General features: G+C 72.2%; 27 protein-coding genes and 1 pseudogene. 13 read left to right on the plus strand and 15 right to left on the minus strand.

Translation table 11 applies throughout. The annotated features are described in order from the left end of the window. Nucleotides 1-10: 10 nt before the first annotated feature. Genes QSK37_RS47180 through QSK37_RS47190 form a run of 3 tightly spaced genes read right to left on the minus strand, consistent with a single transcriptional unit; the run spans nt 11 to nt 2878 of the window. Entirely contained in the window at nt 11-742 is a 732-nt protein-coding gene (locus tag QSK37_RS47180) for an SDR family NAD(P)-dependent oxidoreductase (protein WP_285635416.1), read from the minus strand. A gap of 16 nt (nt 743-758) precedes the next feature. Beyond that, on the minus strand, nt 759-2042 hold the full coding sequence (locus QSK37_RS47185; protein ID WP_285635419.1) for an enolase C-terminal domain-like protein: 1284 nt from the start codon (nt 2040-2042) through the stop codon (nt 759-761). Beyond that, nucleotides 2039-2878: a fumarylacetoacetate hydrolase family protein gene (locus tag QSK37_RS47190; protein WP_285635422.1), complete on the minus strand. Its 840-nt coding sequence runs from the start codon at nt 2876-2878 to the stop codon at nt 2039-2041. The genes QSK37_RS47185 and QSK37_RS47190 overlap by 4 nt, the downstream gene beginning before the upstream one ends. Nucleotides 2879-3068: 190 nt before the next feature. Between QSK37_RS47190 and QSK37_RS47195 the strand changes: the two genes are divergently transcribed. The 4 genes from QSK37_RS47195 (at nt 3069) to QSK37_RS47210 (ending at nt 5985) form a co-directional block, all read left to right on the plus strand. Further along, nucleotides 3069-3788 carry a FadR/GntR family transcriptional regulator gene (locus tag QSK37_RS47195; RefSeq protein ID WP_285635425.1) on the plus strand — a complete coding sequence of 240 codons (720 nt, stop codon included), beginning with the start codon at nt 3069-3071 and terminating at the stop codon, nt 3786-3788. Nucleotides 3789-3798: 10 nt separating this feature from the next. Further along, on the plus strand, nt 3799-4116 hold the full coding sequence (locus QSK37_RS47200) for an L-rhamnose mutarotase (protein ID WP_285635429.1): 318 nt from the start codon (nt 3799-3801) through the stop codon (nt 4114-4116). 193 nt (nt 4117-4309) lie between these two features. Next, nucleotides 4310-4894: a hypothetical protein gene (locus tag QSK37_RS47205; RefSeq protein ID WP_285635432.1), complete on the plus strand. Its 585-nt coding sequence runs from the start codon at nt 4310-4312 to the stop codon at nt 4892-4894. A 101-nt stretch (nt 4895-4995) separates the two neighbouring features. Continuing rightward, nucleotides 4996-5985 (plus strand): quinone oxidoreductase family protein, encoded by a 990-nt coding sequence (locus tag QSK37_RS47210; protein WP_285635435.1) that lies wholly within the window; start codon nt 4996-4998, stop codon nt 5983-5985. Between the two features lie 49 nt (nt 5986-6034). Here QSK37_RS47210 and QSK37_RS47215 read toward each other — a convergent pair whose 3' ends face one another. From QSK37_RS47215 to QSK37_RS47240, 6 genes are all read right to left on the minus strand, one after another. Beyond that, entirely contained in the window at nt 6035-6670 is a 636-nt protein-coding gene (locus tag QSK37_RS47215; RefSeq protein WP_285635438.1) for an MBL fold metallo-hydrolase, read from the minus strand. A 56-nt stretch (nt 6671-6726) separates the two neighbouring features. Beyond that, nucleotides 6727-7986, minus strand: coding sequence for a diaminopimelate decarboxylase (lysA, locus tag QSK37_RS47220; protein ID WP_285635441.1), 1260 nt, complete (start codon nt 7984-7986; stop codon nt 6727-6729). Further along, a complete protein-coding gene (locus QSK37_RS47225) occupies nt 7983-8252 on the minus strand; it encodes an Lrp/AsnC ligand binding domain-containing protein (protein WP_285635444.1) in 270 nt (89 codons plus the stop codon). The genes lysA and QSK37_RS47225 overlap by 4 nt, the downstream gene beginning before the upstream one ends. Before the next feature lie 152 nt (nt 8253-8404). Next, the gene (locus tag QSK37_RS47230; protein WP_285583159.1) at nt 8405-8698 is read right to left on the minus strand and encodes an iron-sulfur cluster biosynthesis family protein; all 294 of its coding nucleotides are present in this window, start codon (nt 8696-8698) and stop codon (nt 8405-8407) included. Between the two features lie 120 nt (nt 8699-8818). After that, nucleotides 8819-9769: an LLM class F420-dependent oxidoreductase gene (locus QSK37_RS47235; RefSeq protein ID WP_285635447.1), complete on the minus strand. Its 951-nt coding sequence runs from the start codon at nt 9767-9769 to the stop codon at nt 8819-8821. 11 nt (nt 9770-9780) lie between these two features. Beyond that, a complete protein-coding gene (locus QSK37_RS47240) occupies nt 9781-10554 on the minus strand; it encodes an SDR family oxidoreductase (RefSeq protein ID WP_285582952.1) in 774 nt (257 codons plus the stop codon). An 80-nt stretch (nt 10555-10634) separates the two neighbouring features. On the opposite strand from QSK37_RS47240, the gene QSK37_RS47245 reads away from it, so the two are divergent. Together QSK37_RS47245 and QSK37_RS47250 are read left to right on the plus strand one after the other, a co-directional pair. Beyond that, nucleotides 10635-11429 carry an SDR family oxidoreductase gene (locus tag QSK37_RS47245; protein WP_285635449.1) on the plus strand — a complete coding sequence of 265 codons (795 nt, stop codon included), beginning with the start codon at nt 10635-10637 and terminating at the stop codon, nt 11427-11429. Nucleotides 11430-11449: 20 nt separating this feature from the next. Beyond that, on the plus strand, nt 11450-12430 hold the full coding sequence (locus tag QSK37_RS47250; protein WP_285635452.1) for a phosphotriesterase family protein: 981 nt from the start codon (nt 11450-11452) through the stop codon (nt 12428-12430). On the opposite strand, the gene QSK37_RS47255 is transcribed toward QSK37_RS47250, so the two are convergent. After that, nucleotides 12420-13298: a LysR family transcriptional regulator gene (locus QSK37_RS47255; RefSeq protein ID WP_285635455.1), complete on the minus strand. Its 879-nt coding sequence runs from the start codon at nt 13296-13298 to the stop codon at nt 12420-12422. The two genes, QSK37_RS47250 and QSK37_RS47255, sit on opposite strands and share 11 nt — an antisense overlap. 72 nt (nt 13299-13370) lie before the next feature. On the opposite strand from QSK37_RS47255, the gene QSK37_RS47260 reads away from it, so the two are divergent. The 5 genes and pseudogenes from QSK37_RS47260 (at nt 13371) to menC (ending at nt 18477) form a co-directional block, all read left to right on the plus strand. Next, nucleotides 13371-14627, plus strand: coding sequence for an MFS transporter (locus tag QSK37_RS47260; protein WP_285635458.1), 1257 nt, complete (start codon nt 13371-13373; stop codon nt 14625-14627). A gap of 224 nt (nt 14628-14851) precedes the next feature. Further along, a complete protein-coding gene (locus tag QSK37_RS47265; protein WP_285635461.1) occupies nt 14852-15892 on the plus strand; it encodes an MCE family protein in 1041 nt (346 codons plus the stop codon). A gap of 147 nt (nt 15893-16039) precedes the next feature. Next, nucleotides 16040-16517, plus strand: a pseudogene (locus QSK37_RS47270) (RNA-guided endonuclease InsQ/TnpB family protein); the annotation flags it as partial. Between the two features lie 98 nt (nt 16518-16615). Further along, nucleotides 16616-17377, plus strand: coding sequence for a GNAT family N-acetyltransferase (locus QSK37_RS47275; RefSeq protein ID WP_285635464.1), 762 nt, complete (start codon nt 16616-16618; stop codon nt 17375-17377). Continuing rightward, the gene (gene menC, locus QSK37_RS47280) at nt 17374-18477 is read left to right on the plus strand and encodes an o-succinylbenzoate synthase (protein WP_285635467.1); all 1104 of its coding nucleotides are present in this window, start codon (nt 17374-17376) and stop codon (nt 18475-18477) included. The genes QSK37_RS47275 and menC overlap by 4 nt, the downstream gene beginning before the upstream one ends. Nucleotides 18478-18490: 13 nt before the next feature. On the opposite strand, the gene QSK37_RS47285 is transcribed toward menC, so the two are convergent. Then, nucleotides 18491-19030, minus strand: coding sequence for a cysteine dioxygenase family protein (locus QSK37_RS47285; RefSeq protein WP_285582962.1), 540 nt, complete (start codon nt 19028-19030; stop codon nt 18491-18493). Between the two features lie 102 nt (nt 19031-19132). Between QSK37_RS47285 and QSK37_RS47290 the strand changes: the two genes are divergently transcribed. Beyond that, the gene (locus QSK37_RS47290) at nt 19133-20020 is read left to right on the plus strand and encodes a LysR family transcriptional regulator (protein WP_285582963.1); all 888 of its coding nucleotides are present in this window, start codon (nt 19133-19135) and stop codon (nt 20018-20020) included. Nucleotides 20021-20030: 10 nt separating this feature from the next. Here the strand turns inward: QSK37_RS47290 and QSK37_RS47295 are convergent, their stop codons facing one another. Further along, nucleotides 20031-21080 (minus strand): aldo/keto reductase, encoded by a 1050-nt coding sequence (locus QSK37_RS47295; protein ID WP_285635470.1) that lies wholly within the window; start codon nt 21078-21080, stop codon nt 20031-20033. Between the two features lie 83 nt (nt 21081-21163). On the opposite strand from QSK37_RS47295, the gene QSK37_RS47300 reads away from it, so the two are divergent. Beyond that, nucleotides 21164-21763 carry a TetR/AcrR family transcriptional regulator gene (locus tag QSK37_RS47300; RefSeq protein WP_285635473.1) on the plus strand — a complete coding sequence of 200 codons (600 nt, stop codon included), beginning with the start codon at nt 21164-21166 and terminating at the stop codon, nt 21761-21763. 3 nt (nt 21764-21766) lie between these two features. On the opposite strand, the gene QSK37_RS47305 is transcribed toward QSK37_RS47300, so the two are convergent. The 3 genes from QSK37_RS47305 to QSK37_RS47315 all read right to left on the minus strand — a co-directional run bounded on the left by QSK37_RS47305 (nt 21767) and on the right by QSK37_RS47315 (nt 24337). Beyond that, entirely contained in the window at nt 21767-21889 is a 123-nt protein-coding gene (locus QSK37_RS47305; protein WP_285635476.1) for a hypothetical protein, read from the minus strand. 134 nt (nt 21890-22023) lie between these two features. Further along, nucleotides 22024-23118 (minus strand): winged helix DNA-binding domain-containing protein, encoded by a 1095-nt coding sequence (locus QSK37_RS47310; protein ID WP_285635477.1) that lies wholly within the window; start codon nt 23116-23118, stop codon nt 22024-22026. A 187-nt stretch (nt 23119-23305) separates the two neighbouring features. Then, complete coding sequence (locus tag QSK37_RS47315) at nt 23306-24337, minus strand: aldo/keto reductase (RefSeq protein ID WP_285635479.1); 1032 nt, start codon at nt 24335-24337, stop codon at nt 23306-23308. Between the last annotated feature and the right edge of the window lie 5 nt (nt 24338-24342).

A 24342-nucleotide genomic window follows, 5' to 3' on the forward strand; every position in this document is an offset into this window, starting at 1 on the left:
GCGATTCCTCTCAGGAGTTGTCCGGTCGCAGTCGCAGGCCGTCCATGCCCCCGTCGACCGCCAGCGCCGTTCCTGTCGTCGCCGAGGCGAGCGGGCTGGCCAGGTAGGCGATCGCCGCGGCGACCTCCTGCGCGCTGACCAGGCGCCCGGTCGGCTGGCGGGCCGCCAGCGCGGCCCGTTCCGCTTCGGGATCGTCGGCCGCGTCCAGCAGCCGGCCGATCCACGGTGTGTCCGCCGTTCCGGGGTTCACGCAGGTGACGCGGATCCCCTCCCGCAGGTGGTCCGCGGCCATCGCGCGGGTGAGCGACAGCACGGCGCCCTTGGTCGCCGAGTACAGCGCCCGGCTCGGCAGGCCGGCGGTGGCCGCGATCGAGCAGGTGTTGACGATCGCGCCGTGCTCGGACCGGCGCAGGTACGGCAGGGCGGCCCGGCTCACCCGCACCATGCCGAACAGGTTCACGTCGAAGACGTTGCGCCACTCGTCGTCGTCGTTGTCCTCGACCGTGCCCTGCGCGCCGATGCCCGCGTTGTTGACGAGGACGTCGAGGCCGCCGAGGTGCCCGGCCGCGTCCTCGACCGCCGCGCGGACCTGCGCGTCGTCCCGTACGTCCGCCTTGAGCCCGTACAGCGGCTCGGGCGGGCCGGACAGGTCGAGGCAGGCGACGGAGGCGCCGCGTTCGGCGAGCAGCTGCGCGGTGGCGAGCCCGATGCCGGACGCACCTCCGGTGACGAGCGCTCTCATGCCGGTGAACTCCACGTCATGACCTCCAGACGGGGCCGTCGGGATAGGCGTACTCGGCTCGGCTCTCGGCCTTGATCTCGGCCGACATCCCGGGGGCGTCCGGCACGAGGTAGTGGCCGTCGCGCACCCGTACGGGGTCGGTGAAGTGCTCGTGCAGGTGGTCGACGTACTCGATCGCGCGGTCCTCGGTGGAGCCGCTGACCGCGAGATGGTCGAACATCGACAGGTGCTGGACGACCTCGCACAGGCCGACGCCGCCGGCGTGCGGGCAGACCGGCACGCCGTACTTGGCGGCGAGCAGCAGGATCGCGACGTTCTCGGTGACGCCGGAGACCCGGCAGGCGTCGAGCTGCAGGAAGTCGATCGCGTCGGCCTGGAGCATCTGCTTGAAGATCACCCGGTTGGCGACGTGCTCGCCGGTCGCGACCCGCACCGGGCGCACGCCCGTACGGATCGCGGCGTGGCCGAGGACGTCGTCGGGACTGGTCGGCTCCTCGATCCACCACGGGTCGTACGGTTCGAGCGCCCTGACCCACGCGATGGCCTGCTCGACGTCCCAGCGCTGGTTGGCGTCGATCGCGATCCGGATGTCCGGGCCGACCGCCTCGCGGGCCAGGCGCATGCGGCGTAGGTCGTCGTCCAGGTCGCTGCCGACCTTGAGCTTGATCAGGGTGAAGCCCTCAGCGACCGCCTCGCGGGAGAGGCGGACGAGCTTGTCGTCGGTGTAGCCGAGCCAGCCGGGCGTGGTCGCGTACGCCGGGTAGCCGGTGGCGAGCAGCGCGGCCTCGCGTTCGGCCCGACCGTTCCGTGCCGTCCGGAGCAGGTCGAGGGCCTCGTCCGGGCGCAGTGCGTCGGTGAGGTACCGCCAGTCGACCAGGTCGACGACCTGCTCGGGCGACAGGTCCGCCAGCAGCCGCCAGACCGGCGCGCCCGCCACGCGCCCGGCCAGGTCGAACGCGGCGTTGATCAGGGCGGCGGCGGCCATGTGCACGACGCCCTTCTCCGGGCCGAGCCAGCGCATGTGCGAGTCGTGGGTCAGCCGCCGGGCGAACTCCCCAAGGTCGGCCGGGTCCAGCTCACGGCCCACGATGAGGGGCGCGTACGCCTCGATCGCCGCCGTGCACAGCTCGGTGCCGCGCCCGATGGTGAAGCAGAAGCCGTGACCCTCCGCGCCCGTGTCGGTGTGCAGCACGACGTACGCGGCGGAGTAGTCGGGGTCGGGGTTCATGGCGTCGGAGCCGTCGAGCCGGCGCGAGGTCGGGAACCGGACGTCGTGGACGTCGAGCGCGGTGACCTTCATGCCAGCCTCTGCCGCTGCCGGCCGAGCCCGTCGATCTCCAGCTCGACGACGTCGCCCGTGCGGAGGTACGAGGTGCCGGGGCGGCCCATCGCGACTCCGGCCGGGGTTCCGGTGTTGATGACGTCGCCGGGGTCGAGCACCATGAACTGGCTGAGGTACCAGATCAGGTGGTCGATCCCGAAGATCATGTTCTTGGTGTTGCCGTCCTGGCGCAGCTCTCCGTTGACCCAGAGCCGCAGGCCGAGGTTCTGCGGGTCGGGGACCTCGTCGGCGGTGACGAGGTGGGGCCCGAGCGGGTTGAACGTCTCGCACGACTTGCCCTTGTCCCAGGTGCCGCCACGTTCGAGCTGGTACTCCCGCTCGGAGACGTCGTTGGCGATCGCGTAGCCCGCGATGAGGGCGCGCGCCTCGTCCGGCGAGTCGAGGTAGCGGGCGCGGCCCTTCAGCACGACGGCGAGCTCGACCTCGTAGTCGGTCTTGGTGCTGCCGCGCGGGATGAGGACGTCGTCGTCGGGGCCGACGACGGTGTTGACGGCCTTCATGAAGATGATCGGCTCGGCCGGGATCTCGGCGCCGGTCTCCTCCGCGTGGTCGCGGTAGTTCAGGCCGATGCAGACGACCTTGCCGGGCCGTGCGACGGGGGCGCCGACCCGCTTGGTGTTCTGGATCCGGGGCAGCTCACCCGCCTCGTACGCGGCCCGCAGGTCGTCCAGGCCGGTCGCGAGGAAGGCGGGGTCGATGTCGCGGGTCACGCCGGACAGGTCGAGGAGCGTCCCGTCCTCGGCCAGGATCGCGGGCCGTTCGGCACCTTCCGGTCCGACACGCAGCAGCTTCACGGAGCCGTCCTTCCTGGATCGGTTACTGGTCCGACCTCTGACCGAGTCATCGGACCATTCATACGGACATGACACCATCAACCGCCGATCTTCTGGCAATACCTCGTTACTGACTTGTTACATTGTGCGGATTGGTCGGATCTGTCACGCTCGTACAGAATGCAGATCAGGCGCAGGAACGGAGGAGCGAGTGCCGGATGAGACCGCCGCCAGGACCACGGTTACCGAGCGGGCGATCGAGGAGATCAAGGCCAAGATCGCGACCGGGGAGCTGGAACCTGGGCAGCGGTTGCCGACCGAACGCGACCTCGCGGCCGAACTCGGCCTGTCGCGCAGCTCGATGCGCGAGGCGATCCGCGCGCTGACCGTCATGGGCGTACTGGAGGCCCGGCACGGCGCCGGCATCTACGTCACCCGGCTGGAACCGGGCGACCTGCTGGAGACGTTCGGCGTGGTGGCGGAGATCTCGCGGGGCTCGACGCTGCTGCACCTCGTCCAGGTCCGCAAGATCCTCGAACCGGCGGCGGCCGCCGCCGCGGCGGCGCGCATCGACGAGACCGGCCTGGCCCGCCTCCGCGCCGAGATGAACGCCATGGAGCGCGGCACGACCGCCGAGGAGATCGTCGGCCACGACCTGGAGTTCCACCGGATCATCACCGAGGCCGCCGCGAACCCGGTGCTGGCCGCGATCCTCGGCGGGCTGAACAGCCGTACGTTCCGCGCCCGGGTCTGGCGGGGGTACCGGGAGGACGGCGTGTTCCCGCGAACGTTCCACGAGCACGACCAGATCTACCGCGCCCTGGCCGAACGCGACCCGGACGGCGCCCGCGTCGCGGCGGCCGTCCACATCGGCGCGGTCGAGGAATGGGCCCGCCGCCAGGCGAACGAGGACCCGTCAGAGACCGAGTGAAGGAGGATCGTTGCGGATCGCGCTGCACACACGCCTCGCACCGGGGCGTGAGGAGGAGTACGAAGAGGCCCACCGGTCGGTGCCGGCCGAACTCGTGGCCGCCATCAGGGCGGCGGGCGCCCACGACTGGACGATCTGGCGCGACGGCCTGGACCTGTTCCACGTGATCGACTGCGACGACTACGCGGCCATGCTCGCCGCCCTGGAGAACCTCCCGGTCAACGTCGCCTGGCAGGCACGCATGGCGGGCTACCTCGACGTGATCCACGACTACTCGGACGCCGACCAGAGCCTCCCCGAGGTCTGGCGCCTCCCACCGGAAGCCTGACCTCCGCCCAACGGCCCGCCGAGCACGGTCCCCGCAGCGAGAAGGTTCGAAGTTTCCGCGAGCCGGGGTGGAGGTAGCCGCACTACGGATCGGGGGGCGGCCCCCAGCGACTTCTCCGGGACGAGCCCTTAGCTTTCCCTAACATGAGCCTCAACGTCTTCCCCGCGTCACCGGGCGCGCTCACTCTCAGGGTATGAGTTCGATGTCCGCGCTGATCACGGCCGTGTGGGCCGTCGCCGCGCTCTGGGCGGTCGCGGCCGTTCAGACCAGTTCGCTCGCCGTACGCCGGGGCCGGATGGCGGTGCGGCGGAACGCCTCCCGCGCTCGTGCGACGCTGCTCGCCGCGGCCGCCGCCGGGCCGCTCACCGCCGTCGCGAGCGCCTTCGTGTCGACGCCGCGCGCCCTGGCCGCCGCGCCGCTGCTGGTGGTTCCCGCCGCCGTGACTCTGGCGTGGGGCCTTCCGCGGCTGCGGGCTCTCGTGTCCGCCCTCGGCGACGATCCCTGGGGCCCGTCCGACCCGCGGACCCGGCGGGCCTCGGCCGAGCCCCGGCTCACCGTTCCCCCGCTCATCGCGCTGACCGGCGCGGTCATGGCCGTTCTGGTCCTGGCGGGCGGACTCGTCGCCGCACTGGTCGCGTACGGCCTGACCGCCGCGGTCACGGCGGCGCTCACGCTGTGGGCGCCGCGCCTCCGCGAGAACGCCACCCGCGCGGGCGTGCTGCGACGCGTCCTCATCCACACCGAGCGACTCCCCGCCACGGGCCGGGAGGCCGCCTGAACCGCCCACCGCCGGGCACGGATCAGGGCCACCCTGCAGGAATCGTTGGGGGCCGACGCGAGTTGCGGTCATCGGGAGCTGATCAGTATCGAAGGAGCATGATGCGCGCTGCCGTCGTCAAGACGCCCGGCCCGGCCGAGTCGCTTGAGATCGTCGACGTGCCGGATCCCGTCCCTGCCCAGGGCGAGCTGTCGATCGACGTGGAATTCGCCGGAGTCGGCTTCGTCGACACCCTGTTCCGCGCCGGCGTGTTCGCGTTGCCCACTCCGTTCGTCCCGGGGATCGAGGTCAGTGGGCGGGTACGCGAAGTCGGCGCCGGGGTGACCGGATTCGCGGTGGGGCAGCCGGTCGGCGCGCTGCTCAACGACTTCGGCCGAGGACCACGGGCCGGCGGCTACGCCGAGATCGCAGTCGCGCACGCCTCGATGGCGGTCCCCCTTCCCGAGGGCGCCGACCTCGCGGGCGTCGCGGGCGTCCTGGTCAACGGTGTCACCGCCTGGATGGCCCTGCACGACCTGGCCCGCCTCGGCGTTGACGACGATGTGCTCGTGCTGGGGGCGAGCGGAGGGCTCGGCAACACCATCAGCCGCCTGGCCGCGGTGCGTCCGGCCCGCCGGGTGATCGGCGTCGTCGGCAGTGAGGCCAGACGCGCATCCGCCGCCGAGGAGTGCACCGACGTGATCGTGGCAGCCGATCTCGCCGCGGCCGTCGACGAACTGACCGATGGCCGTGGTGTCGACGTCGTCGTCGACCCTGTCGGTGGCGAACTGCGCACCCGGGCGTTCGAACGGCTCGCTCCCTTCGGCCGTCTTCTCGTACTCGGCAACGCCAGTGGCCGGGATCCGGCCCTGTCGGGCGACGCGGTCTGGCACGGCACCCGGCAGCTGATCGGGCTCAGCCTCGGTACGGTCGCCCACCTTGTGCCCGAACAGGTCCAGACGGCGATCTCGGCCGTGGTCGGTTCGACGCACCGGGGCGTGCTCCGCGAGCCGGCTCCGTCGGTGGTACCGCTGGAGGACGTGGCCGGCGTCCACCGGGCGCTGGAGAACCGCTCCGCGCCACCCAAGACGGTGCTGGCCGTCGGACGCTGACGCCGGCGTCGCTCGCGCCCGGCACGGAACGAACCCCGGCGACCCCGAGCTAGAGCGGCACCGACTCGCCCGGCTTCAGGCGGCGGAACTCCGCGTCCTGCTGCTTGCCCTCGCCGGAGAGCTGGCTCTCCAGCAGGCCGAGGCCGGCATCGTTCAGCAGGCCGTCGTGCACCGCGTACGCACGCCTCGGGGAGACCTCCCGCAGGTACTGGATCATCTCCGGGGCCTTCATCCACGGCGCCTGGCCGGGGACGAGCAGCGTCGGCGCCCGCACGACGGTGAACGCGTCACCCGGGTGGAAGACCTCCTCGTCGATGAGGAAGCCGACGTTCTCCACCGGCGGTACGTCGGGGTGGACGATCTCGTGCTTCTGCCCGACGACGGCCACGTCGAAGCCCGCGGCGGTGAACGCGTCACCCTCCCCCACCGTGCGGACCCGGTCGCCGACGTCGCTCAGGATGTCGGCGACGGCCCGGCACGTGTAGACGGTGAGACGCGGATCCTCGACCAGTGCCCGGCGCAGGCGCTCGGCCTCCAGGTGGTCGAAGTGCTCGTGCGTGATCAGCACGGCCTCGGCGCCCGTGATCGCGTCGTCCTCCGGCGTGAGGCCGCCGGGGTCGATGACGAGAGTGCGATCGTCCTTGCGCAGGCGCACGCAGGAGTGGCCCAGCTTGGTCAGCTGCATTCCTCTCACCTCATCCTTCGGCTCCAACGATCTTTTCACGCCGCTCCGGCCCCGGCTCAGCCGACGTCGCGGCGCATCAGGTCCTCCGGCGTCTCGCGGCGGACCAGCGGACGGGCGCGTCCGCCGCGTACGGCGACGACCGGCGGGCGGGCGACCTGGTTGTAGTTGGACGCCATGGAGTGGTGGTACGCGCCGGTGCACGGCACCGCGAGCAGGTCGCCCGGCCGCACGTCCGCGGGCAGCGGAACGTCCGCGGCGATCACGTCACCCGCCTCGCAGTGCCGCCCGACGACCGTCACCGGGGTCTCGGCCGCGCCCGTACGGTGTCCGACCCGGGCGATCGAGTAGCGGCTGCCGTACAGGGCGGGCCGGGGGTTGTCGCTCATCCCGCCGTCGACCACGACGAACGTCCGCGTGCCGTGCTTGACCGCGATGACCCGGTAGAGCGTCACGCCCGCGGCCGCGACGATCGCGCGGCCGGGCTCGACGGTCAGCGACGGCTCGGGGATCCCGCGTGCGGAGCACTCCTCCGCGACGGCCGTCTCCACGCGGTCGGCGAACGCCGGGACGTCCAGGCCGTGCTCTTCCGGCCGGTACGCCACCGCGTGGCCGCCGCCGAGGTCCAGCTCCGGCAGGCCGCCGAACTCCGCCATGAACGCGACGAGCCGCCGCGCCGCCGTCTCGTACCCGTCCGGCTCGCCGATCTGGGAGCCGATGTGGCAGTGCAGTCCGGCGAGGACGAGCGAGGGTTGCAGGAGCACGCGGCGTACGACGTCGGCGGCGGCCCCCGAGGCGAGGGACAGGCCGAACTTCTGGTCCTCGACCCCGGTCGCCACGGCGCGGTGGACGTGCGGGTCGACGCCGGGTGTCACCCGCAGGAGGACCTTCTGCGGGTGACGGCGGTCGCCGGCCAGCGCGGCCAGGCGCGCCACCTCGCCCGCTGAGTCGACCACGATCCGCCCGACCCCGTACTCCAGCGCGGCGGTCAGGTCCTCCGGCGTCTTGCCGTTGCCGTGCAGCAGGATCCGGTCCGCCGGGAAGCCGGCCGACCGGGCCACGGCGAGCTCGCCGGCGGAGCACACGTCGAGCCACAGGCCCTCCTCATCCACCCAGCGGGCCATGGCCCGGCACAGGAACGCCTTGCCCGCGTACGCGACGCGGTGCGGGTGCAGGGCCTTGCGGTACTCGCGGCACCGGTGCCGTACGTGCTCCTCGTCGAGGACGTAGGCGGGCGTGCCGAAGCGCTCGGCGATCTCGGTGAGGGGCATGCCGCCGACGGACCGCGCGGGCTCGGCGGTGAGGGGCCAGATGTTCATCGGTCGTCCAGGGGTACGCGATGCAGGACCAGGGTGGTGGACGTGTGACCGCCGGCGTGCCGCAGCTCGTTCACGGCGCTGTCGAGGTCGGCGAGGGCCCGGCAGGTGAGCCGTACCTCGTAGTCGCAGTCGCCGGCGAGGCGCCAGGCGTCCACGACGGCGGGTTCGGCGCGCAGGTGCTTCTCGAACACCTCGTGCTCGGCGCCGCCCACCAGCCGTACGCGGACCAGCGCCTCCAGCGTGATCGGCGGTCCCATGACGTCCATGCGCTCGACGTTAGGGACGAAACCGGCAGATCAGACGGCCGCGTACGGGTCCTTCACGCCCGCGGGCCCATCGTTGACGCGTTCCTAACGGCCGGGAAAAGCCGATCGCCCCGGACCGCTGCGGCGGTGCGGGGCGATCGGCTCCGTTTCGGTCAGACGGCCTTGTCGGCGAGGCGGAACGTCACGTCTCCCTGCTCGTCGACGCTCGCGTCGAGCGTCATCTCGTCGAGGATCGACGCGGCGTCCGGTTCCAGGTAGACCCTTGCGCCCTGCTCCTCGACGACCTCGTCGCCCGCCTGAGGTCCCTCGGCCACCGCGAGGGCCAGTGTGCCCGCCTGCTCTGGCTCGGACTGTGTCGCGATCCGCAGCCCGGTCTGCGGAGAGAGCTCGGGTTGGCTTGTGACGGTACGGATCACCTGAACCGCCGAGTCGGTCAGAGTCAGCACTGTCAACAGCTCCTTCTGGTCGATTTCGTGAGCTACACGACCGGGGCCGTGCTTGCGCCTGCCATGCCCCGCATCACGACCCGCAAACGTCGGAATCCTCCCCGTAATCAGTGACGCGGTTCACGTTCGTGGCGCGAGCGCGCGCACCGCCTCGACCAGGTCGACGCCCTCGGCGGGCAGGACGGCCAGGATCGGGGTGTCCAGCCCCGCCGCGGCGTACTCCTCGACCCGTTCCCGGCAGGCCTCCGGCGGACCGTGCACGATCAGCTCGTCCACGACGTCGTCCGGCACGGCCGCCAGGGCCGCCTTGCGGTCGCCCTCCGCCCACGCCTTGTTCATCGCCGCGAGGCGGTCGCCACGGCCGAGCCACTCGTGGAAGGCCGCGTACGCGGGCACCGTCAGGTACGCGGCGATCATCCAGCGGCCGAGGGCCCGCGCCTCGTCGGCGTTCGAGGTCGGGCAGACGAAGATCCGTGCGAGCAGTTCCTTCTCCGTGCCCACTTCGGCCCGGACCGCGCGTACGTCCGCCGGCGACAGCCAGTTGGTGATCGCGCCGTCGGCCTCGCGGGCGGCGAGGCGCAGCATGCCGGGCCGCAGCGCGGCGAGTGCGATCTTCGGCGGGGTCTCCGGGACGTTGTCCAGCTTGAAGCCCTTCACGTTCAGGGCCTCGTCGGTGACCTTCTCCCCGGCCAGGGCACGGCGCAGGAACCGGAGGGTGTCGCGCACCCGCTGGTACGGCTCGGTGAACGGGATGCCGTTCCACCGCTGCACGATCGCCGGCGAGGACGTGCCGATGCCGAGCACGAACCGGCCCGGCGCGAGGCCCGCGAGCGTCGCGGCCTGCTGGGCGAGCAGGCCGGGGCCGCGGGTGTACACCGGAACGATGGCCGGTCCCAGCCGGAGCCCGGGCGCCCACTGCGAGGCCAGCGCGAGCGGCGTGAACGCGTCGGCGCCGTTGGTCTCCGCCGACCACGCGTCGGTGTAGCCGAGGTCCTCCAGCTCGGCGACGATCTTCTGGTGCCGCGCGAGCGGCACGCCGGTGAGCGGGATCGTCAGTCCCCATCGCGACATGCGGGGCCTCCTCAGGCGATCGTGGGGCGGACCGTGCCGCCGCCGTCGACGACGATGGTCTGGCCGGTCATCCAGGCCGAGGCGTCCCCGGCGAGGAACACGATCGCGTTCGCGATGTCCTCGGGCTCGCCGATCCGGCCGAGCGGCATGAACTTGTTGATCTGCGCCTCGTTCTCCTCCCACAGCGCCTTGGCCAGGTGGGTCCGTACGAGGCCGGGGGCGACGCCGTTGACGCGGACCTTCGGCGCCAGTTCCATGGCGAACTGCCGGGTGAGGTGGATGACGGCGGCCTTCGTCGCGTTGTAGTACCCGATGCCGTGCTCGGTCACCATGCCGCCGACCGAGGCGATGTTGACGATCGACCCGCCGCGCTCGGCCATCGACAGCTTCCACACGAGCTGGGTCCACAGGACGATGGAGAACTGGTTGACCTCCACGGTCTTGGCCGCCCGCGCGGCGTCCAGGTCGACCATGGGGCCGTAGTACGGGCTCGTGGCCGCGTTGTTGACCAGGATGTCCACGCCGCCGAACTCCTCGACGGCGGCCCCCACACAGGCCCGCGCGGCGTCCTCGTCGCCGACGTGGGCGGCCTTGGGCAGCACCCCGGCGTCCGGATGCGCGGCCCGGATCTCCGCCGCGACCTCCTCCAGCGCGTCCTGCTTGCGCGAGGACAGGACGACGTTGCACCCCTGCGCGGCGAGCGCCACCGCGGTCGCCTTGCCGATGCCGCGTGACGCCCCGGTGATCAGCGCGGTTCTGCCCGCCAGGCCGGTCTCCAGTCCCATGCTTCCGCCCTCTCGCTTCAGGCCTCTCAGGCTGATACCCGAATCGGGTTCAGCCTAGTGACAAATGTTACGTTCCTGCCATGCGGGTGACTGGGAAGAACATCGTGATCACTGGCGCCGCGAGCGGGATCGGCGCCGCGCTGGCCCGGAGGTTCGCCGCCGAGGGCGCCGCCGGGATCTGCCTCGCCGACCTCGACGAGGACGCCGCCACGCGGGTCGCCGCCGGGCTGGAGTGCCGTACGGTCGTGCGCCGCACCGACGTGGGCGAGGAGTCCCAGGTGCGGTCCATGGTCGAGGCCGCCACCGGCGAACTGGGCCCGATCGACCTGATGTGCTCCAACGCGGGCATCGGCACCGGGGCCGGGCTGGAGGCCACGGCCGAGCAGTGGGCGGCCGCGTGGGCGGTCAACGTCCAGGCCCACGTCTACGCCGCGCGCGCCGTGCTGCCGGCGATGCTCGAACGCGGCGAGGGGTACCTGCTGCACACGTGCTCGGCGGCGGGCCTGCTCAGCCAGCCGGGCGACGCGCCGTACGCGGTGACCAAGCACGCCGCCGTGGCGTTCGCCGAGTGGCTGGCGCTGACGTACGGCGACCAGGGCGTACGGGTGAGCGCACTGTGCCCGCAGGGCGTGCGGACGCCGCTGCTCACCGGCGGCCTCGACGGACACCTCGCGGCCAAGGCGGTCGCCGCGGCGGGCAAGGTGCTCGAGCCCGAGGAGGTGGCCGACGCGGTGATCGCCGGGCTGGAGGCGGAGCGGTTCCTGATCCTCCCGCACCCGGAGGTGGCCGAGTACGTGCGGCGGAAGGCCTCCGACCACGATCGCTGGCTCGCGGGCCTTCGCAGAATGGTGGCCGGGGTCCAGAATCGGGAGTAGTTCTGGATCAAGGAGGCCGCATGCCCACGGTCGAGACCGTCCGCGGAGCCGTCGACGTCGCCGAGCTCGGGCCCACGCTCATGCACGAGCACGTGTTCTTCGTCGGCACGGAGTATCTGCAGAACTACGGCTCCGGCTGGTGGGACGAGGAGGAGCGGGTCGCGGACGCGATCGAGCGCCTGCGGTCGGTGGCGGCCCGCGGCGTCCGTACGTTCGTGGACCCGACGGTGTGGGGCGGTGGCCGCTACATCCCCCGCATCCAGCGGATCAACGAGCAGGTCCCGGAGCTGAACATCATCGCCGCGACCGGCTACTACCACTACACCGACGCGCCGATCCAGTTCTCGAACCGCGGACCCGGGCTGCTCTTCGACGAGACGCCGGACCCGCTCGGCCGGGAGTTCGTCCGCGACATCGCCGAGGGGATCGCCGACACCGGGGTCAGGGCGGCGTTCCTCAAGTGCGCCGTCGAACACCCCGACCCGGCCCCGGGCGTCGAACGCGTCTGCCGCGCCGTGGCGTACGCCCACCGGGAGACCGGCGCGCCGATCACCGTGCACACCAACGCCCACCGGCAGACCGGCCGCTGGGTGGTGGACCTGCTCCGCGCCGAGCACGCCGACCTGACCAAGGTGGTCATCGGGCACAGCGGCGACTCGGGCGACCTGGACTACCTGACGTGGCTGGCCGACTCGGGCGCGCTGCTGGGCATGGACCGGTTCGGCATCGACGTGTACCGCACGACGCCCGAACGCGTCGAGACGATCACGGCCCTGTGCGAGCGCGGCTACGCCGAGCGGATGGTGCTGAGTCACGACGCGATGTGCTGGATCGACTGGTTCGGCGAGGACTTCACCGGAATGCGGGACCAGTTGATGCCGAACTGGCACTACGAGCACATCCATAACGACGTCCTGCCGGCCCTGCGCGAGGCGGGCGTGAGCGAGAAGGACATCGACACCATGCTGATCGACAACCCGCGGCGTTACTTCACCCGGTAGCCGGGCGCGCCTGCTCGGAGCGTTCGATGACGAAGCGGCGGAAGTCCTCCACCACCGGCGGACGGGTGCGCCCGTCCACCCACACCAGGCCGATGGTCCGCCGCGCGCCCGGGATCTCGCGTTCCACCACCCCCGCCACCGGGTCGCCCGGCGGCACCAGCGCGACGCCCAGGCCCGCCGCGACCAGGCCGCGCAGAGTCGTCGCCTCCTCGCCCTCGAAGGCGATCTCCGGCCGGATCCCGGCCTCGCGGAACAGGGCATCGGCGATGGAGCGCAGGCCGTACCCGTGCCGCATCGCGATGAACGGCTCCTCCGCCACCTCCGCGAGGCTCACGCGGGCCGTCTCGGCGAGCCGGTGACCGGCGGGCATCGCCAGGCGCAGCCGTTCGACGGTCAGCGGGTGCCAGGCCAGCCCCTCCGGGCGTGGACTGGTGATCGCCATGTCCGCGCGCCCCTGGACGACCTCCGCCTCAAGGTGCTCGGCGCTGCCCTGGGTCAGCCGGAAGCCCACCCTCGGGTGCGCGGACCGGTAGGCGCGGAGGAGTTCCGGGACGAGCGCGGTGCCCTGGGTGTGCAGGAACGCGAGGCCGACCTCGCCGTGCTCGGGGTCGGCGGCCTGGGCGAGCGCCCGCCGGGCCGCCTTCTCGGTGTCGACGAGCCGCTCGGCGTGCGCGCGGAAGGTCTCGCCGTACGCGTTGAGCCGGAGCGTACGGCCCTCCCGGTCGAACAGCGGGGCGTGCAGTTCGCGTTCGAGCCGGGCCAGCGCGCGGGACAGGCCCGGCTGGGAGATGCGCAGCTCCTCGGCCGCCCGCGTGACGTTGCCGATCTCCGCCACGGCGAGGAACCAGCGAACGGTGACCAGATCCATGCGCACGAAGCATAGCTTTCCGGAAGAAGTTTCATTGGACGCATCAACCCTGAGTGCCGCACCGTGGAGGACGTGCTCTCGTCTCCCGCCCTCCGCCTCGACGAACCCCGCGAACGGCACCGCCGCGGCTCCCCCGGGCTGCGCCGCGTCAACCTGGCGCTCTTCGTCGCCGGGCTGACGACGTTCATGTCGCTGTACTGCACCCAGGCGCTGCTGCCGGCCCTCTCCCAGTCCTTCCGCGTCTCCCCGACCACCTCCAGCCTGCTCGTCTCCCTCACCACCGGCACGCTCGCCCTCGCGGTGATCCCGGTCAGCGCGCTGTCGGAGCGGTTCGGCCGGACGCGGGTCATGCTGGTCTCCTCGGCGATCGCGGCACCGCTGGGCCTGCTGATCCCGCTCTGCCCGTCGTTCCCGGCTCTGGCCGCGGTGCGCGCGGTGCAGGGCGTCGCCCTCGCGGGCGTCCCGGCGGTCGCCATGGCCTACCTGGCGGACGAGGTCCATCCGGAGGCGCTCGGCGGCGCGATGGGCCGCTACATCGCCGGCAACACCGTCGGCGGGCTGGCCGGGCGGCTGCTGCCCGGCTTCGTCACCGATCTGGCCGGCTGGCGCTGGGGCCTGGCCGCGACGGCGGTCGCGGCGACGCTGCTCACCGTGGCGTTCTGGGCCCTGCTGCCGCGCTCGCGCTTCTTCACGCCGTCGCGGCCGGGCCTCGGCGGACTGGCGCGCCACCTGGCCGACCCGGGCATGCGCCGCCTGTACGTGGTGGGGCTCGTCCTGATGGCCATGTTCGTCACCGTCTACAACTACCTGGGGTACCGCCTGATCGCGGCGCCGTTCGACCTGCCGGAGTCGGTGGTCGCGCTGGTGTTCGTCATGTACCTCGCGGGCACGTTCGGCTCGCCCGCCGCGGGTTCGCTCGCCGACCGGATCGGACGGCGGCGGGTGCTGCTCGGCGCGTGCGCGCTCACCGCCTGCGGGCTGCTGCTGACCCTGCCGGACTCGCTGCCGGTGGTGGCCGCCGGTCTCCTGATCATGACCACCGGCTTCTTCGCCGGGCACACGGTCGCCAGCGGCTGGGTGGGGCGCCGCGCGGCCACCGCGAAGGCCCACGCGTCCGCGCTCTACCTGTTCGCCTACTACCTCGGCAGCAGCGTCGGCGGTTCGGCCGGCGGCCTGGCGTACGAGCACGGACACTGGCCGGCGACCGTCGGGTACGGGGTGGCGCTGCTCGCGGTCGCCCTCGTCGCGGCGCTGGGAGTGCGCGTTTCCGCCGGTGGGAGCCGGGCGCGAACGCCGGACACGGTCGCGTCGGAGGCCGGACGAGCGTGATGTCCATCACTTCCCTATGCCAGTAAAGGCTTGCTGACCTGGACGAACGCCGCGCCCTCACTTTCTTTCGCATTTTTCCTGGCTCGCGTCCTTGTCGTGAGAAAATACGCGTCAGTAGGGTTCACGGACGCGATGGTGACCGCGACGGGGCGTGAAGGGCTCACGTCACCGGGCAGGTCCCCGCCGCGTCGCTGGCTCTGAGAATCGACGCGAGGTGCCCCCGCATGCGTCCCTTCCGTGAACGCAACCCGCTGCCGATCGGTATCGCCGGACTGGCGACCGTCGGCGTCCTCGCGGCGCTCGCCTTCAATCTCCAGCACTTCTCCGGGGGAACCACCTACTCCGCCGCGTTCAGCGAGGCCGCCGGGCTCAAGTCGGGCGAAGAGGTGCGCATCGCGGGCGTCAAGGTCGGCAAGGTCGAGAGCGTGGGCCTCGAAGGCGACCACGTGAAGGTGAAGTTCACCAGCGGCCGGTCGTTCGGCACCGACACCCGCGCGCAGATCAAGATCAAGACTCTGCTCGGCTCGCACTACCTGGCGCTGGAGCCGAAGGGTCCCGGACGCCAGTCGCCGGGCCGGGAGATCCCGGTGTCGCGCACCACCGCGCCGTACGAGGTGGTGCCCGCCCTCCAGGACGCCAGCCAACAGCTCGGCAAGATCGACACCAAGCAGCTGGCCCAGTCGTTCGACACGCTGTCACAGACGATGCAGGGGTCCTCGGAGAACGTCCGCGGCACCCTGGCGGGGCTGCAGAAGATCTCGCGTGCGGTCGCCTCCCGCGACGACGAGCTGTCCCAGCTGCTCCAGCACTCCAACAACGTGACCAAGCTGCTCGCCGACCGCAGCGGCGACCTTGCCGCGCTCGTCAGCGACGGCGGCCTGCTGCTCCAGGAGATCAACCAGCGCCGGCAGGTGATCAGCCAGCTCCTGGCCGGCACGGTGACGCTGTCGCAGCAGATCACCGGAACGATCCAGGAGAACCAGGCCACGCTCGGCCCCGCGCTGAAGAACCTCCACCGCACGGTGAACATCCTGACGCGCAACCAGGAGAACCTCGACAAGAGCCTCAAGGCGATGGCGCCGTTCACCGGTGAGGTGGCCGACTTCACCGGCACCGGGCGCTGGTTCGACGTCTACCTGCAGAACCTCATCCCGCTGCCGGCGTCGGTGAAGCTCCCCGGCGCGTCGAACGGAAAGAGCAGGTCCACGGCCACTCCGCGCCCGTCCAGCCCAGCGGACGGCAACCCGCTGCCCATCATCAAGTGAATCCTCCGAGGAGACTTCGCCGTTCAGTTCAGGGCGGGGACGAATCGGACCCCTGCGGAGCAGGGGATGGCTAGCCGGATCGCCGTCATGGCGATCCGGCGTCCACCTCCCGAAAACCCTCAGGCGGTCACACTCTGACGCGATGGTTTGCGGACTGTGACCATCCCGTACCGCTTGTATCCCACCGATGCGCAGGCAGCGGAGCTGTCGCGCACGTTCGGGTGCGTGCGGAAGGTCTACAACCTGGCGTTGGAGGCCCGCACCGATGCCTGGAAGTCGCGGCGGGAACGCGTCGGCTACAACGCCGCCTCGGCGATGTTGACGGCGTGGGGACATCGTCTGGTCCCGGCCCCTCCCGCAGGGCGCCAAGCCTTCAACGGTGACGGTGTCTCAGTTGTCGCGTAAGGCCAAGGGCGATTGGGTCGAACCGGGCCAAGGCCCGGGTAAGGTCGCCCGGATCCACGCCCGGATCGCCGACCGGCGCCGCGACAGTCTGCACAAGCTCACCACTCGACTCGCCCGCGATGACCAAGTGGTCGTGATCGAGGACCTGACCGTCAAGAACATGCTGAAGAACCACAAACTGGCCCGCGCCATCTCCGATGCCGCATGGAGTGAGTTCCGGCGCCGTAGGAATCCCCCTCGTTCACGTTCACGAGGGGGAGGAAGCCAACAAGTGAGCCCGGTCGTGCGCTCGATCCGCTGACGCGGCACGATCGGGTTATGGACGTACGCGAGCTGACCACGCCCGATGACCTGCGCACGGCCTCAGAGGTGCTCGCCGGGATCTGGCGGCCCACCGACCCGATGCCGTACGAGATGATGCGCGTCCTGCAGCACCTGGGCGGATATATCTCGGGAGTGTTCGAGGGCGGAGCGATGGTCGGAGCCTGCGCGGCCTTCCCGGCGGCCGACGGGAGCCTGCACTCCCACATCACCGGCGTCGCCGCCCGCGGCCGGGGCGCCGGTTTCGCGATCAAACGGCACCAGCGTGAGTGGGCGCTCGCCCACGGGATCCGGACGATCACCTGGACGTTCGATCCGCTGGTCCGGCGCAACGCGTACTTCAACCTGGCGAAGCTGGCGGCGCGGCCGACCGAGTACCTGCCGGACTTCTACGGCGAGATGCCGGACGAGCTGAACGCGGGCGATCCGAGCGACCGCCTGCTGCTCTCCTGGGACCTCGACGCCCCGGAGGTGGCCGCGGCCATGAAGGGCGGGCCGCCGGCCGAGCCGGAGCCCGCCGAGGTCACCGCGCTCACCGACGACGCGGAGGGCCGACCGGTCGAGCGCGACCCGGGCGGCGTGACCCGGATCGCGGTGGGCACACCCGCGGACATCGCCGCGCTGCGCGCCGGCGATCCGCCGCTCGCCCTCGCGTGGCGGCGGGCCCAGCGGACGGCGCTCGCCGGGGCGCTGGACGCCGGATACCACGTGACCGGTTTCGACCGGTCCGGCCACTACCTGCTGGAGGTCTCCCGATGAAGCTTTCCGGCGTCGAGCTGCGGCGGATCCGTCTCCCGCTGGTCTCGCCGTTCCGCACATCCTTCGCGACCGAGACCGAGCGGGAGATCCTGCTGGTGCGGGTCGTCGGGACGGAGACCGAGGGCTGGGGCGAGTGCGTGGCCATCACTGAGCCGCTGTACTCCCCCGAGTACGTCGACGGCGCCGAGCAGGTCATCCGCGACTTCCTCCTGCCCCGCCTGCCCGCGGACGTCACCGCCGGGGCGCTCGGTCCGGCGTTCGCGCCGGTCAAGGGGCACGAGATGGCCAAGGCCGCGGTCGAGATGGCGGTGCTGGACGCGGAGCTGCGCACCGCGGGCATGTCGTACGCGACCTACCTCGGCGGCACGGTGGCCCGGGTGCCCGCCGGGGTGTCGGTCGGGATCATGGACTCGATCCCCGAACTGCTGGACCACGTGGACCGCTACCTGGCCGAGGGGTACGCGCGGATCAAGCTCAAGATCCAGCCGGGCTGGGACGTCGAGCCGGTACGGGCGGTACGCGAGCGGTTCGGCGACATCCTGCTCCAGGTGGACGCGAACACCGCGTACACGCGGGCCGACGCGCGGCACCTCGCGGAGCTGGAGCCGTTCGGGCTGCTGCTGATCGAGCAGCCGCTGCCCGAGGACGACCTGCTCGGGCACGCGAAGCTCGCCTCTCTCCTGACCACGCCGATCTGCCTGGACGAGTCGATCGTGTCGGCGCGCGCCGCCGCGGACGCGCTCGCGCTCGGCGCGTGCTCGATCGTCAACGTCAAGGCCGGCCGGGTCGGCGGCTACCTGGAGGCGCGCCGGATCCACGACGTGTCCGCCGCGCACGGCGTGCCCGTCTGGTGCGGCGGCATGCTGGAGACCGGCCTGGGCCGCGCGGCGAACCTGGCGTTCGCCGCGCTGCCCGGATGCACCCTGCCCGGCGACGTCTCCGCCTCCGAGCGCTACTACACGCGGGACATCACCGAGCCGTTCCGGCTGGTGGACGGCCTGATGACCGTACCGTCCGGGCCCGGGCTCGGAGTGGAGCCGATCATGGACTACCTGGACGAGCTGACCGAGTCCAAGCGGTTCATACGCCTCGACGCCTGATCATTTCGCGCGCTCAGCCGCGTACGGGGAGCTCGTAGACGCGCCGGACGCTGGAGTCGATGCGGGAGATGTCGGTCCCGTAGATGTGGATCGAGATCGCGGTGGTGTCGCCGGAGTTGCGCACCCGGTGGATGTCGCCGGGCGGGGCGAAGCCGCTGACGTCTCCCGGCAGGTTGTCGTTCACGCCGGCGCTGAGCAGGTGGTCGCCCTCGTGGACGTACAGCTCCTCGTGCTCGATGCCCTGGAGCACGCCGAAGACGCACCAGGTCACGTGGTCGTGGATGGGCGTCATCTGGCCGGGGCGCCAGACGAGCCCGACGATGGAGAACGCGCCGTCGGGCGCCGCGTACAGGGTGTGACACTGATACTGGTCGGGGTCGCCGATCCGCTCCTCGGCGGTCAGCACGTCGGGCGTGGGCAGGTGCCGACGCAGCTCGCCGCCGACGATCAGTGCGGTCTCCCGCCAGCCGACGTGCCGGTCCACGGCGCCGCGCACGCCCGTCACGAGGTCCCGCAGTCCGGGCCGTACGTCTCCGCGCACCAGGGTTGCCATTTCGGACACCTCCTTCTTCACCTCATAGTCCCTCCACGGCCAATCATCGGTCCAATGCCAACATCCGGGCCGAACGATAGACATGATTGATATGTTGGCTCTGTGCTGGATGTTTCCCGCCTTCGCGTGCTCGTGGCGATCGCCCGTACGGGGTCGGTGACGGCGGCGGCCAAGGAGCTGCACTACTCCCAGCCGTCGATCAGCCACCACCTCGCCCGGCTGGAGGCCGAGACCGGCGCGCAGCTCGTACGCCGGGCGGGCCGCGGCATCCGGCTGACCGAGGCCGGCCGCACCCTCGCCGAGCGCGGCGCCGAGATCCTGGGCCGCCTGGACGCCGCCGAGGCCGAGCTCTCCGCGCACGTCGGCCTGAGCCAGGGACGGGTACGGCTGGCCGCGTTCCCGTCAGCGCTGGGCACGTTCGTGCCACGGGCGGCGGCGCTGCTGGCCGGCCGCCATCCCGGCCTGCGGCTGAGCCTGAGCGAGGCCGAGCCGCCGGAGGCCGTCCGCATGCTGCGGGCCGGGTACGTCGACGTCGCCGTGATCTTCCGGTACGACCGGGAGGAGGAGGACGACGGCATCACCGCCCGCCGGCTGCTCGACGAGCCGAGCTACCTGGTCACGGCGGAGGAGACCACGCCGGACCTGACGGCCCACGCGGACGCGGAGTGGATCGCCGGCTGCGACCGCTGCCGCACCCACCTGCTCGCCATGTGCGCGCGGGCGGGGTTCACCCCACGCGTGTCGTTCACGACGGACGACTTCGTCGCCGTCCAGGCGATGGTCGCCGCAGGCCTGGGCGTGACGACCCTGCCGGGCCTGCCGCTGCTGGCCGCCCGCAACGACGCGGTGCACACGGCCGTGCTGCCCGGCTCGACCCGCCACGTGCTGGCCGCGACGTACGGCGAGCCGCCCGAGCCCCCGGCCACCGTCGCCCTGCTCGACGCGCTGGCCGAGGCGGGCGCCGCGACCGGCGGGTTCCCCTCCGCCTGACGGGCCGCGCTCAGCGGGTGCCGCCGCCGATGAGCGGAGGGTTCAGGCGAGCGAAGCCCTCCTGACGCTCGTAGGGGAAGTACGGGTACGGAGCGGGCGTCGCGCCGGCCCGGTCGAGGCGGGCGACCTGGTCCGGCGTCAGGGACCAGCCGGTGGCACCGAGGTTCTGGCGCAGCTGGTGCTCGTCGCGGGCGCCGATGAGGACCGACGCCACGGTCGGGCGCCGGAGCAGCCAGTTGATGGCGATCTGCGGGATCGCCCGGCCGGTCTCCTCCGCGATCTCGTCGAGCGCGTCGACGACGTCGTACAGCCGCTCCTCGTCCACGGGCGGCCCGAAGTCGGCCGTACGGTGCAGGCGGCTGCCCTCCGGCAGCGGCCGGCCCCGGCGGACCCGGCCGGTCAGCCGGCCCCAGCCGAGCGGGCTCCACACGACCGCGCCGACGCCCTCCCGCAGCCCGAGCGGCATCAGCTCCCACTCGTAGTCGCGCCCGACCAGCGAGTAGTAGACCTGGTGGGCGACGTACCGCGAACGGCCGTCGCGGTCGGCGACCGCGAGGGACTTCATCAGCTGCCAGCCGGAGAAGTTGGACACACCCGAATAGCGGATCTTGCCCGCGCGTACGAGGTCGTCCAGCGTGGCGAGCACCTCCTCGATCGGGGTGCCGGCGTCGAAGGCGTGCAGCTGGAACAGGTCGATGTGGTCCGTGCCGAGCCGGCGCAACGCGTCCTCGCAGGCCCTGATCAGGCGGGAGCGCGACGTGCCGGCGTCGTACGGGCCCTCGCCCATCGGCAGGCCGGTCTTGGTGGAGATGATCACCTGGTCGCGGCGGCCCTTGATCGCCGCACCGAGCACCTCCTCCGACGCGCCATCGGAGTAGACGTCCGCGGTGTCGAACATCGTGACGCCCGCGTCGAGGCAGATGTCCACGAGCCGCCGCGCCTCCCGCGCGTCCGTGTCGCCCCAGTTGCCGAACAGCTCACCCCGGCCGCCGAACGTGCCCGCGCCGAAGCTCAGCGCGGGCACCTGAAGCCCGGACGCACCCAGCCGTCGATATTCCATGTCTTCTCCCTTAACGGTTCTCTGGTCCCGTTAACGCTGGACGGTAGCACGGAGGAGGCTCTTAATGGAACTATGGACCCGTTATGGAGGAACCTGGCTCGATCCGCCCTGGCGGCCGTACGGCCCGCGTCCGGGCGGCGGTGCTGCGCGCGGCCGGCGACATCCTGGCCGAGCGCGGCTTCGCCCACCTCGACCTGACCGACGTCGCCCGCCGCGCGGAGGTCGGCAAGACGACCGTCTACCGCCGCTGGGGCACGGTGACCGGCCTGGTCGCCGACCTGCTCACCGACATGGCCGACCAGTCCCTGCCCCGGGCGCGGACGGGTTCGCTGGAAGGCGACCTGCGGGCGAACGCCCGCCTCGTTCAACGGACACTGGCCGACCCACGCCAGGGCAATCTGTTCCGCGCCGTCATCGCGGCGGCCACCTGCGAGCCCCGTACGACCGAGGCCCTGCACCGCTTCTACGACACGCGCGTCCGCGAGTGGGCCCCGTGTGTCGAGGAGGCGATCGACCGGGGCGAACTCCCGGCGGGCACGGACGCCGAGGAGGTCGTCCGGGCGGTCTCCGCCCCGCTGTACTACCGCCTGCTGGCCGCCGGCGGCCCGTTGGACGAGGCCACCGCCGACCAGGCGGCGAACGCCGCCGTGGCGGCCGCCCGAGCGGGCGCCTTCGTCAGGTGACCGTTACACGGCGACTCGTACGCGGTGGCTCTCACCGCCGGAGAGGAACCCCGCCAGCTCCCGCCCCTCCACGGCCACGGCGGCGCGGTCGGCGCCGGAAAGGCGGCGCAACGGGGTGACGGCCACGGCGTCGACGAGGCGAACTCCCGGCGGGCACGGGCGCCGAGGAGGTCGTCCGGGCGGTCTCCGCCCCGCTGTACTACCGCCCGTTCGGGCCGCCGGCCGCCCGAGCGGGCGCCTTCGTCAGGTGACCGCTCCCGTTACACGGCGACTCGTACGCGGTGGCTCTCACCGCCGGAGAGGAACCCCGCCAGCTCCCGCCCCTCCTCGGCCACGGCTGCGCGGTCGGCGCCGGAAAGGCGGCGCAACGGGGTGACGGCCACGGTCCCGGCGTCGACGCGCCAGGTCGCGGCGACCCGGCCGTCGACCAGTACGACGCGCTCGCCGGCGACCGAGAGGCCGCGGTAGGCGTCGTCGATGATCCGGCCGCGGTCGTGGTACCCGAGGATCGCGTTGTCGAACGCCGGCAGGAACCGCACCGGGGCGGGCGTGCCGGCGTCCGGACGTGGCGCGTCCGGCAGGTCGAACAGCTCACGGCCGCGAGTGTCGCGGAAGGTGACCAGCTCCTCGCGTATCGCGGCCACCGCGGCCGGCAGTCCGGCCAGGCCGCACCAGGCGCGCAGGTCGGCCGAGGTCGCCGGGCCGAACGCGGCCAGGTAGCGCCGTACCAGCGCCTGGCCGACCGGGTCGGATCCGTCCAGGGCCGGCGGGTCGATCTCGCGCCCCAGCCAGGACGAGAGCAGGACGTTCCGCACTCCCGCCCTGGTGCGCCACAGCCCGCGCGGCGGCGCCTGCGCCACCGGGACGAGGGCGGCGACCAGCGTTTCGCCCAGGGCCCGCGGCGCCGGCGCCGGCCAGCGCCCGGCGAGCTCCCGCACGAGCTCGGCCATCGAGCGGGGCGCGCCGTCGGCCATCACCGCCCGGCCCGCCGCCGCGAGCTCGTCGAGGTCGACCCCGTCGAGCTCGCGGCGATGGTTCCCGAGCACCCGTTGCCGCAGCATGGCGTCGTGGCGGGCGCGCCAGGCCAGGGCGTCCTCGGCGGTGACGAGGTGGACGGTGCGGCGCATGAGGTGGGTCCGCACCAGCCTCCGCCGGATCAGCAGGTCCGAGAGGACCACCGGGTCGAACGCGCGCAGCCGCGACCAGAGCCCGGCGAACGGTTCCTGCGGCTCCTGCGCCTGCAGTCCCCCGAGACGCGCGACGGCGTCGAGAACCGGCACGTCGGCGCGGTCGAGCAGCAACTGCCGGGCGAGCGTCGCCCGCCCCAGCGTCCGTGCATCGAGAATCCGGGTCACGGCTCCTCCTCCGCCGGGGGCGTGTCCTCGGTTCCCGGGCTTCGCCCGGTCACGGGCCCACCCCCACCGGCGGAAGCCACCACCAGACCACGCCCTCCGGCTCCCCCACTCCACCCCGCCACCGGCCCACCCCCACCGACGGAAGCCACCACCAGACCACGCCCTCCGGCTCCCTCGCTCCGCTCGGTCACGTCGCGGCGCGGTCGGTGGGCGGTCGCCGGCGTAGTGCGGGGCGTTCGATGGCCGGCGGTGTGTAGGACACGTCGATCGGGCCGACGTCGGTGCCGGATGGCACGATCTGATCGATCCGGTCGAGGACCTCATCGTCGAGGGTGGTCGCGGCGCCGGCCAGGAGGTCCTCGAGGTGTTCCATGGTGCGGGGCCCGATGATGGCCGACGAGACTCCGGGGTGGGTGATGGCGAACGCCATCGCCAGGTGGGTCAGCGACAGACCCGCTTCCTCGGCCAGCGGGATGAGCCGCTCGACGGCGTCGAGCTTGCGCTCGTCGGTGAGGTGCCGAGGCACCCAGTTCATCCGGGCGTTCCGCGGGTTCGTCCGGCCCTTGCGGTAGCGGCCGGTGAGCAGGCCCATCGCCAACGGGCTCCACACCAGCGTGCCCATGCCGTAGCGCTGGCAGGTGGGCAGGACCTCACGCTCGATGCCCCGGTTGAGGATCGAGTACGTGGGCTGCTCGGTGCGGAAGCGCTGCAGTCCGCGCCGGTCGGCGACCCACTGCGCCTCGACGATCTCCGCGGCCGGCACGTTCGAGGATCCGATGGCGCGTACCTTGCCGCTGCGCACGAGGTCGGTCAGGGCGGAGAGGGTCTCCTCGATGTCGGTCCGCGGGTCGGGGTGGTGGATCTGGTAGAGGTCGATGTGGTCGGTCCGCAGGCGCCGCAGCGAGTGCTCGACGGCGGTGACGATCCAGCGCCGTGAGCTGCCGCCGCGGTTGGGGTCCTCGCCCATCGGGCCGTTGACCTTGGTGGCCAGCACGACGTCGTCGCGCCGTCCCTTCAGGGCCTCGCCCACGATCTCTTCGGACTCGCTGTAGGAGTACACGTCGGCGGTGTCGATGACGTTGATCCCCGAGTCCAGTGCCCGGTGGATGATGCGGACGCAGGCGTCGCGGTCGGTGTTGCCGGACCGCCCGAACATCATGGTGCCCAGGCAGTAGGGACTGACCTGGATGCCGGTCCGTCCCAGCGCGCGTGTGTTCACGGTGA

The sequence above is a fragment of the Actinoallomurus iriomotensis genome (assembly GCF_030269445.1).
In the GTDB taxonomy this organism is placed as follows: Bacteria; Actinomycetota; Actinomycetes; order Streptosporangiales; family Streptosporangiaceae; genus Actinoallomurus; species Actinoallomurus iriomotensis.